Raw genomic sequence first — 9325 nt, forward strand, 5'->3', positions numbered from 1 at the left:
ACATGTGTATAAGAGTCAGGGGTTCGAGGCCGGAGAGGCGTTGGCCGGCGCGGACGACGGCCATGGCGTGGCGTTCGCCGGGGCGGCGGCCGAGACGCTCGATGGGGCCGGAGATGCTGATCGCCGCGATGACCCGGCCGGTGCGGTCCCGGATCGGTGCGGAGACACTCGCCACACCGGCCTCGCGTTCGGCGACGCTCTGCGCCCAGCCCCGGCGGCGTACCTCGGCGAGGGTGCGGCCGGTGAACTTGGACCGCGGTAGCAGTGGCATCACCGCCTCGGGCGGCTCCCAGGCGAGCAGGATCTGCGCCGCCGAACCGGCCACCATCGGCAGCACCGACCCCACCGGGACGGTGTCCCGCAGCCCGCTGGCGCGTTCGGCGGCGGCCACGCAGATCCGTTCGTCCGCCCGGCGCAGGTAGAGCTGTGCGCTCTCGCCGGTGGCGTCGCGCAGGGCGGCCAGCAGTGGCTCGGCGGCGGTCAGCAGCACGTCCGGTGCGGCGTTCGCCAGTTCGCCCAGGCGTGGCCCGGGACGCCAGCGGCCCTGGGTGTCCCGGACCAGCATCCGGTGGATCTCCAGCGCCTGTGCCAGCCGGTGCGCGGTGGCCCGGGGCAGCTTGGTGCGTTCAACGAGTTCGGCCAGGCTGGCGCCGTCGACACAGGCGGCCAGGATGACCACCGCCTTGTCGAGAACGCCGACACCGCTCATACTGTGTCCCACAAGCCGAAATTTACCTCCCAGAATTTAGGATGTCCAGATGGTGGGAGTCACTCCTGAGCCGAGGACCCTGGCCGAGAAGGTCTGGGACGCGCACGTGGTCCGATCCGCCGATGGTGAGCCCGATCTGCTCTTCATCGACCTGCACCTGCTGCACGAGGTGACCAGCCCGCAGGCCTTCGACGGGCTGCGGCTCGCCGGCCGGCAGGTGCGCCGTACCGACCTCACGCTCGCGACCGAGGATCACAACACCCCGACCGGGTACGCCGATCCCTCGTTCCGGCAGCGCCGTGGTGACCTGCTCACCATCGCCGACCCCACCTCCCGGACGCAGATCGAGACGCTGCGCCGCAACTGCGCCGAGTTCGGCGTGAAGCTGCACCCGCTGGGCGACGAGAACCAGGGCATCGTGCACGTCATCGGGCCGCAGCTCGGGCTCACCCAGCCCGGCATGACGATCGTCTGCGGCGACTCGCACACCGCCACCCACGGCGCGTTCGGTGCGTTGGCGTTCGGCATCGGCACCAGTGAGGTCGAACACGTCCTGGCCACCCAGACGCTGCCGCAGGGCCGCCCCAAGACGATGGCGGTCACCGTCAGCGGCCAGCTCCGTCCCGGTGTCACCGCCAAGGACCTGGTCCTCGCGCTGATCACGAAGGTGGGCACCGGCGGCGGGCGCGGGCACATCGTGGAGTACCGGGGCGAGGCGATCCGGGCGTTGTCGATGGAAGGCCGGATGACCATCGCCAACATGTCCATCGAGTGGGGCGCCAAGGCCGGCATGATCGCGCCGGACGAGACCACCTTCGCGTACCTGAAGGGGCGGCCGAACGCGCCGGCCGGCGCGGACTGGGACGCCGCGGTCGCGTACTGGCGGACGCTGCCCACCGACGAGGGCGCGACGTTCGACGCCGAGGTGACGCTGGACGCCGCCGAGATCACGCCGTTCGTCACCTGGGGCACCAACCCGGGTCAGGGTGCGCCGCTGGGCGCGGCGGTGCCGAACCCGGACGACTTCGGCACCGAGCCCGAGCGGGCCGCGGCCCGTCGTGCCCTGGAGTACATGGACCTGCGGCCCGGTACGCCGCTGCGGGACCTCTCGGTGGACGTGGTCTTCGTCGGCTCCTGCACCAACGGCCGGCTGGAGGACCTGCGGGCCGCCGCCGACGTGCTGCGCGGCCACCAGGTCGCCGACGGCGTACGCATGCTGGTGGTGCCGGGCTCCGCCGCGGTACGCGAGGCCGCCGAGTCCGAGGGGCTGGACAAGGTCTTCACCGACGCGGGCGCCGAGTGGCGTTTCGCCGGCTGCTCGATGTGCCTGGGCATGAACCCGGACACGCTCTCCCCGGGTCAGCGGTCCGCCTCCACCTCCAACCGGAACTTCGAGGGCCGGCAGGGCCGGGGTGGGCGTACCCACCTGGTGAGCCCGCCGGTCGCCGCCGCCACCGCCGTGGCCGGCCGGCTGGCCGCCCCCGCCGACCTGTAGAGAAGGGCTGCGACAGATGGACAAGTTCACCGTGCACACCGGCACCGCCGTGCCGCTGCGTCGGTCCGACGTGGACACGGATCAGATCATCCCGGCGGTGTACCTCAAGCGGGTGACCCGTACCGGATTCGCCGACGGGTTGTTCAGCGCGTGGCGGGAGGACCCGGGATTCGTCCTCAACGATGAATCATATTCGGGTGCCTCGATTCTGGTGGCCGGTCCGGAGTTCGGCACCGGGTCGTCGCGGGAGCACGCCGTGTGGGCGTTGCGCGACTTCGGCTTCCAGGTGGTGATCTCGCCGCGCTTCGGTGACATCTTCCGGGGCAACGCCCTCAAGGAGGGTCTGCTGCCGGTCGAGTTGGAATTGAAAGCCGTCGAGGAGATCTGGGCCCTGGTGGAGTCCGACCCGAAGGCCGCCATCACCGTCGACCTCGCCGCTCGGCAGGTCCAGGCGGGCGGATCCACGTGGTCGTTCCCCCTCGACGACTTCAGCCGCTGGCGGCTGATGGAGGGCTTGGACGACATTGGACTCACCCTTCGCCACGAGTCGCAGATCAGTGCTTTCGAGGGCACCCGACCCCCCTTCCTGCCCCGCGTCGCCTAGCCGTTCACCCGGCTTCGTCGCCGATTTCGCCCCCACCGGTGCCACCGGTGGGGGCGAATCCGTTACGACACAAGGGCTTTTTTCCACCGAATGTTTGTGTCCGGGCAGCACAGGGCATACCGTGCGCGCAGAATGGCTCGCGTCGAGTCAGTTGCACAATCAGGAGGAAGTAGTGAACAAGGCCGAGCTCATCGAGGCGCTCGCCGTTCGCCTGGGGGACCGGAAAACGGCGACGGCCGCGCTCGACGCGGTCCTCGCTGAGGTCCAGGCGGCGGTCACCAAGGGCGAGAAGGTGGCGATCACCGGATTCGGGGCGTTCGAGAAGCGCGTACGGGGCGCGCGAACAGCCCGCAACCCGCGTACCGGGGAGGCGGTGAAGGTCAAGAAGACCTCGGTGCCGACCTTCCGTCCGGGCGCCGGGTTCAAGGAGATGGTGGCCAACGGCAAGGTGCCGAAGGCCACGGCGGCGGCGAAGAAGACCGCCGCGGCCACCGCCAAGACCACCGGTGCGAAGGCGACCGGTGCGAAGGCGACGGGTGCGAAGGCGACCGCTGCCAAGAAGACGACCACGGCGAAGGCCACCGCGGCAAAGAAGACGACCGCCACGAAGACCACGGCGGCGGCGAAGAAGACGACCGCGGCCAAGGCGACCAAGACCACCGCCGCGGCCAAGAAGGCGACCGCCACGAAGACGACCGCCACGAAGAAGGCCGCCCCGGCGAAGAAGACCGCCACGGCGTCCAAGGCCACCGCGGCCAAGAAGACCGCGACGGCCAAGAAGGCACCGGCGAAGAAGGCGCCGGCCAGGAAGAGCGCGACCCGGCGCTGAGCCGGTCGTACGACGAGGGCGTCCGCCGCACGGCGGGCGCCCTCGCCATGTCCGTCGGGTCCGCGCACCGAGGTGCGAGTCCGGTATCCGACGGGCGTTGACGGGGCGGGGTACGACGCCCAGAATCGCCGGACCACCCCTCGGCGAAAGAGGAACCGTGCTGCGTCACCGCCATCTCGGTACCGCCACCCTGGCCCTCGGTCTCGTCGTCCTGACCGACGTGCTGCGGGTCTTCCTGCCGTCGGTCATCACCATCTTCGGGCAGGCCGCGTCGACCCCGGCCGAGCTGCTCGGGGCGTTCGCCCTCGGCTGGTTCGTGCTGGCGCTCGCCGCACCGCCGCTCGTCCGGCTGGTCGGCGGCCACGTCGTCGGCGTGGTCGCCGTGGCGTTGCTGGGCGTCGCCCGGCTCGCCCTCACCGCCGGCCCCGGCGGGTACGCGCAGCTCTGGCTGGCCGGCGCCGGTCTGCTCGCCGGTCTGGTGTGGCTCGCCGCGACGGCGGCCCGGGGCGAGCGCGCGGTACCCGGACTGGCGCTCGGACTGGCCGCCGCAGCGCTCGGGCACGTGCTGGTCGGCACGTACGACCTGGTCTGGCGGGGGAGTTGGTCGGCGTGGGTGGCCGGTGGCGCGATGGTGGTGGCGCTGCTCGCCGGTGAGGTCCTGCTCGCCCGTCGTCCCGGCACGTCCACGCCGGTGCCGTACGGCCGGGCGTGGTTGCTCGCCGGGCCGGCGCTGCTGCTGGGCGGCATGGTGGCGCTGTCACCGGCGGTGGTGGGCACCGCGACGTCCTACTGGTTCGGCGCGGCGGGCACCGCCTCGACACCGCTGTTCGCGTTCGCGCCGCTCGGGGTGGCGCTCGCGGTGTTCCTGCTCGCCGCCCTGACTCCGTCCCGGCCGCGCGCCCGGCCGGTGTGGCCGGGGCTGCTGCTGGCCGGGACGCTGCTGTTCGGGTACGGTCCGCCGTCGCTGCTGACCGTCGCCGTCCTGCTCGGCGCCGCCGGTCTGGGCGGCTGCCTGGCGCTGGCCGACGGTGCCGCCGTGCCGTCGGCGCGGGCCGCGACCCGCCGGGGGTACGCGGCGGTGGGCGGCATGCTCGTCTTCGCGGTCGTCTCGGTGCTCTACTACGCCGCCTACGACCTGGGCTATCCCAACGGGTGGCTACCGGTCCTGGTGGCCGTGCTGACCGGTCTGATCGCGTTGCAGGGCGGTTCACGGCCCCGCCCGGCCACCGCACCGGCCACCGAGGAGTTCGTCGCTCCAGCGGCTGCTCCGGCCGTCGCGGGGTCCACCACGTACGGTCGGCTGCCCACGGTGCCGATCGCCGTGCTCGCCGCACTGACCGCCTTCGCCGCCGCGGTGGTACACGAGCCGTGGCCGGTGGCGACCAATCGGCCGGGCCCGCCGGAGCAGGTACGCGTGGTGGCCTACAACATCCGGATGGGCTTCGGCATGGACGGCCGGTTCGACCTGCCCGCGTTGGAACGGGCGGTGCGGGGGGCCGACGTGGTGGCGCTCAGCGAGGTGGACCGGGGCTGGCTGCTCAACGGCGGCCACGACACCCTGCACCTGCTCTCGGACCGGTTGGGCCTGCCCTACGTCTTCGCGCCGGCCGCCGACGCGCTCTGGGGCGACGCGGTGCTCAGCCGGTGGCCGGTGGACCGGGCCCGGACCCGCGTGCTGCCCGCCGTGGGCGCACCCACCGGCGCGCAGGCGCTCGGCGTCACCGTGGACTTCAGCGAGGGCGTACGCCTGGCCGTGGTGAGCACGCACCTGCAACCGCCGCCCGGCGCGGATCCGGTGGTGCAGGCCCGTGCCGTCGCCGAGTTCGCCACCGGGTACGCCGACGGTCTGCCGCTGGTGGTCGCCGGTGACTTCAACACCGAGCCGGGCGACCCGGCGTTCGCCGCGCTCACCGGCGCCGGTCTGGTCGACGCGTTCGCCGCCGCCCGCCCGCTGGCGACCAGCCCGGCCGACGACCCGCGTCAGCAGATCGACCACGTCTTCGTCTCACCCGACCTGGTCGCCTCGGACGCCGTCGCGACACCCGGCACCGCCAGCGACCACCTGCCGGTCGCGGTCACCCTCACCCTGCCCGGCGGTGCGGGCTGACGTCGGAGCGGGTCAGAGCCGGTCGGCGGCGACGAGGCGGTCGGCGCTGAAGGCGAGCAGCCAGCCCGTGCCCTTGTCGGTGTCGTAGTCGCCGTCCTGCCCGGCCAGACGTTCCAGCGCACCCGGGATCACCTTGCCCTGGCTGCACACCGCCGTACGTTCGCCGGCGGCGGCCAGCGCGGCCATCCGTGCCGCCGCGGCGAGGACCCGTTCGTCGGGCTGCTGGCCGGCGAGGGGCTCGTCCAGGTCGCCGCTGATCTCGATCGGCAGGTCCAGCGTCGCGGCGGCCGGGTCCAGGGTCTGTACGCAGCGGCGCGGTGACGCCGACAGCAGCCGGCTCGGCCAGGTCAGCGCGATCAGCGGCGCCAAGGTGCGTGCCTGCGACCAGCCCCGGTCGTCCAACGGTCGGGCCGTGTCCGGGCCGGACCAGGTCAACCGCTTGCCGGCGTTGCCGTGCCGGACCAGCACCGTGGTGGCGGTGACCCGGGGCAGGGCGGCGAACGCGGCCAGGATCTCCGCGTCGTGCGGATAGCTGACCAGCGCCACCGCGTCGTCCACGTCGAGCCAACGCACCGCGTCGACCTCGGTGCCCGGCTGGAAGCCGCCGGTGCCCATCGCCCGCATGGACCAGTAGTCGACCTCCTTGAGCCGACCCTCGCTGCGGTACCGCACCGAGGGCAGGCGCACCTCGGGCGCGGCCCGTGCGTCGGCCTCCTCGGCGACCTCCCGGACGGCTGCCGCCAGTGGATGCTCGCCCGGCTCCAGCTTGCCCTTGGGGAGTGTCCAGTCGCCGTACCGGGGGCGGTGCACCAGACAGACCTGGACGTCGTCGTAGGGTCCGGGCCGCCACACCACGCCGCCGGCCGCCCGGATCTCGATCACGTCGGTCATCCGGTCCGTCGCCGTTCCTCCTCGATCATCCGCTCAGCCTATGCCGGTGCCGCTCACCCGGCGGTGCTGCCGACGCGACGCAGCAACATCTGCTGGAGGTGGGCCGGTGGCGTGTCGGTCGCGCCGGTACGCCGGGTCCAGCTCCCGTCGGCGGCCAACTCGAACGCGTCGGTGTCGGGGCTCATCGCGGCGGCGAGCACCTGGTCCAGTTCGGCCCGAGCCACCGGGTCGCTGACCTGCACCAGTGCCTCGACCCGCCGGTCCAGGTTGCGGTGCATCAGGTCGGCGGAGCCGATCCAGAACTCGGCGTCGCCGTTGTTGCCGAACCGGAAGACCCGGGAGTGTTCCAGGAACCGGCCGAGGATCGAACGGACCCGGATGTTCTCCGACAGCCCCGGTACGCCGGGTCGCAAGGTACACATGCCCCGGATTATGAGGTCGACGTGGACGCCGGCCTGGGAGGCCCGGTACAACGCGTCGGTGATCTCCTCGTCGACCAGCGAGTTCACCTTGAACTGCACGAGTCCCGGCATGCCCAGCCGGACGTGGGCGATCTCCCGCTCGATGCGTTCGACCAGGCCGCTGCGGATGCCCTGCGGCGCCACCAGCAGCCGCCGGTACGCGGTCTGCCGGCTGTAGCCGGTCAGCACGTTGAAGAGGTCGGTCAGGTCGGCCCCGATCTCCGGGTCGGCGGTGAGCATGCCGAAGTCCTCGTAGAGCCGGGCCGTCTTCGGGTGGTAGTTGCCGGTGCCGATGTGGCAGTAGCGCCGGATCTGGTTGCCCTCCTGGCGTACCACCAACGCGGTCTTGCAGTGCGTCTTGAGACCGACCAGGCCGTAGACCACGTGACAGCCGGCCCGCTCCAGGGTGCGGGCCCAACCGATGTTCGCCACCTCGTCGAAACGCGCCTTCAACTCGACCAGCACCACCACCTGCTTGCCGGCGGCGGCGGCGTCGACGAGCGCGTCCACGATCGGTGAGTCGCCGCTGGTGCGGTAGAGCGTCTGCTTGATGGCGAGCACGTTCGGATCGGCGGCGGCCTGCTCCACGAAGCGCTGCACGCTGGTGGCGAAGGAGTGGTACGGGTGGTGCACCAGCACGTCCCCGTCGCGCAGGGTGGCGAAGACGCTGCGCGGCACCTCGCCCTCGGCGAGCCGGGGATGGGTGGCCGGCACGAACGGCGGGTCCTTGAGGTCGGGCCGGTCGGCCTCGCCGTACAACTGCTGGAGCGCGGAGAGGTCGAGCAGCCCCCGGACCCGCAGCACGTCCTGGGCGTCCATGTCCAGTTCCCGGACGAGCAGCTCCAGCATGTGGTCGGAGATCGAGGCGGCCACCTCCAGCCGCACCGGCGGGCCGAAGCGACGCCGGGCCAGTTCCCGTTCCAGCGCCTGGAGCAGGTCCTCGTCGCGGTCCTCGTCCACCTCCACCTCGGCGTTGCGGGTGACCCGGAACAGGTGGCACTCCACCACCTGCATGCCGGAGAAGAGCTGGCCGAGGTGCACCGAGATGACGTCCTCGACCGGCACCATCCGCACGCCGGGCTGGTCCCGGTCGACGCGGACGAACCGGGGCACGTTGTTCGGCACCTTCACCCGGGCGAACAACTCGGGCCCGCCGTCCGGGTCGCGGACCGACACGGCCAGGTTCAACGACCGGCCGGAGATGTACGGGAACGGGTGGGCCGGGTCGACCGCGAGCGGGGTGAGCACCGGGAAGATCTGCTCGCGGAAGTAGGCGCGCAGCCGGTCCCGCTCGACGTCGCCCAGGTCGGACCAGCGCAGGATCCGGATGTCCTCGTCGGCCAGCTTGGGCAGCACGTCGTCGACGAAGCAGGTGGCGTGCCGGGTGACCAGCGTGGCGGCCTTTCCGGCGACGAGCGCCAACTGGGTACGCAGCGGCATGCCGTCACCTCCGCGCACCGGCAGGCCGGCGGAGAGCCGGCGCTTGAGCCCGGCCACCCGGACCATGTAGAACTCGTCGAGGTTGCTGGCGAAGATGGCCAGGAACTTCGCCCGTTCCAGCAGCGGGGTGCGCGGGTCCTCGGCCAGCGCCAGGACCCGGGCGTTGAAGTCGAGCCAGGACAGCTCCCGGTTGAGGAACCGATCCTCCGGCAGCGGCCGGAGCGGTGGTGGCTCCCCGCCGGAGGGGTCCGGTGCGCCCGGCTCGGACACCGGGTCGAGAACCTCCTCCAGGCCGGTGGAGGCGGCGGCCGGGTCGGTGCCGGCCAGCTCGGTCATCGGCCGGGTACGGCGGAAGCGCCCGTCGGATCCCCGGGAGCGACCTTCGTCGCGGCTGGTGTGGTCGTCGGTGCCGGCGGGACTGGCGTTGCTTTCGCGAGGGGTGCTCACCTGCTCATAATCACCCGACTCGGGTTAACGCAAAATGAACTTCCGCTGGGTACGTCAGGACATCGTCGGCAGGGTCACGCGGATCACGTCCCCGGCGGCGTCGGTGTCGACGCGTACCCGCTGGCCGAGCCGGAGCAGCCGCAGCCCGGAGGCGTCGAAGGCACGGGCCGGGAAGGACAGCTCGGTGCCGTCGTCGAGCAGCAGCAGCCCGCTGCGGGTCGCCGCGTCGAAGGTCGCCACCGTGCCCTGCATGCCCAGCACCGTACACCGGTGGGGGAGCTCAGCCGGTGAGGCAGCCGGCGGCCAGTCGCGCGGCTGTCTCGTATACACAGCTCCGAGCAC

The 9325-nt window shown here is 72.2% G+C and carries 8 protein-coding genes; 4 read left to right on the forward strand and 4 right to left on the reverse strand.

Features of this window, described 5'->3' with window-relative positions; all coding sequences use genetic code 11:
* Positions 1–709, reverse strand: a 709-nt coding sequence (locus tag EYA84_RS19655; protein ID WP_131054510.1) for an IclR family transcriptional regulator, incomplete at its 3' end; no start/stop codon positions are given.
* Between the two features lie 49 nt (positions 710–758).
* Here EYA84_RS19655 and leuC point away from each other — a divergent pair.
* The 4 genes from leuC (at position 759) to EYA84_RS19675 (ending at position 5744) form a co-directional block, all read left to right on the forward strand.
* Positions 759–2204 carry a 3-isopropylmalate dehydratase large subunit gene (gene leuC / locus EYA84_RS19660; protein ID WP_131054511.1) on the forward strand — a complete coding sequence of 482 codons (1446 nt, stop codon included), beginning with the start codon at positions 759–761 and terminating at the stop codon, positions 2202–2204.
* A gap of 16 nt (positions 2205–2220) precedes the next feature.
* The gene (leuD, locus tag EYA84_RS19665; RefSeq protein ID WP_131054512.1) at positions 2221–2808 is read left to right on the forward strand and encodes a 3-isopropylmalate dehydratase small subunit; all 588 of its coding nucleotides are present in this window, start codon (positions 2221–2223) and stop codon (positions 2806–2808) included.
* 172 nt (positions 2809–2980) lie between these two features.
* Positions 2981–3637, forward strand: a complete 657-nt coding sequence (locus tag EYA84_RS19670) for an HU family DNA-binding protein (RefSeq protein WP_176092941.1) — start codon at positions 2981–2983, stop codon at positions 3635–3637.
* 157 nt (positions 3638–3794) lie between these two features.
* Positions 3795–5744 (forward strand): endonuclease/exonuclease/phosphatase family protein, encoded by a 1950-nt coding sequence (locus EYA84_RS19675; protein WP_236145854.1) that lies wholly within the window; start codon positions 3795–3797, stop codon positions 5742–5744.
* A gap of 12 nt (positions 5745–5756) precedes the next feature.
* On the opposite strand, the gene EYA84_RS19680 is transcribed toward EYA84_RS19675, so the two are convergent.
* The 3 genes from EYA84_RS19680 to EYA84_RS19690 are packed head-to-tail and all read right to left on the reverse strand — an operon-like array spanning position 5757 to position 9235.
* Positions 5757–6635: an NUDIX hydrolase gene (locus EYA84_RS19680; protein ID WP_131054514.1), complete on the reverse strand. Its 879-nt coding sequence runs from the start codon at positions 6633–6635 to the stop codon at positions 5757–5759.
* A 53-nt stretch (positions 6636–6688) separates the two neighbouring features.
* On the reverse strand, positions 6689–8983 hold the full coding sequence (locus EYA84_RS19685; protein WP_131054515.1) for an RNA degradosome polyphosphate kinase: 2295 nt from the start codon (positions 8981–8983) through the stop codon (positions 6689–6691).
* A 54-nt stretch (positions 8984–9037) separates the two neighbouring features.
* Positions 9038–9235 (reverse strand): cold-shock protein, encoded by a 198-nt coding sequence (locus EYA84_RS19690; protein WP_176092943.1) that lies wholly within the window; start codon positions 9233–9235, stop codon positions 9038–9040.
* Positions 9236–9325: the final 90 nt, after the last annotated feature.

The sequence above is a fragment of the Verrucosispora sp. SN26_14.1 genome, assembly GCF_004307965.1.
Taxonomy (GTDB): domain Bacteria; phylum Actinomycetota; class Actinomycetes; order Mycobacteriales; family Micromonosporaceae; genus Micromonospora.

What these genes read in the sequence shown, in the direction of transcription:
- leuC (WP_131054511.1), top strand. Translation starts at nt 759, where the DNA reads ATGGTGGGAGTCACTCCTGAGCCGAGGACCCTGGCCGAGAAGGTCTGG.
- leuD (WP_131054512.1), top strand. Translation starts at nt 2,221, where the DNA reads ATGGACAAGTTCACCGTGCACACCGGCACCGCCGTGCCGCTGCGTCGG.
- EYA84_RS19690 (WP_176092943.1), bottom strand. Translation starts at nt 9,235, where the DNA reads ATGCAGGGCACGGTGGCGACCTTCGACGCGGCGACCCGCAGCGGGCTG.
- EYA84_RS19680 (WP_131054514.1), bottom strand. Translation starts at nt 6,635, where the DNA reads ATGACCGACGTGATCGAGATCCGGGCGGCCGGCGGCGTGGTGTGGCGG.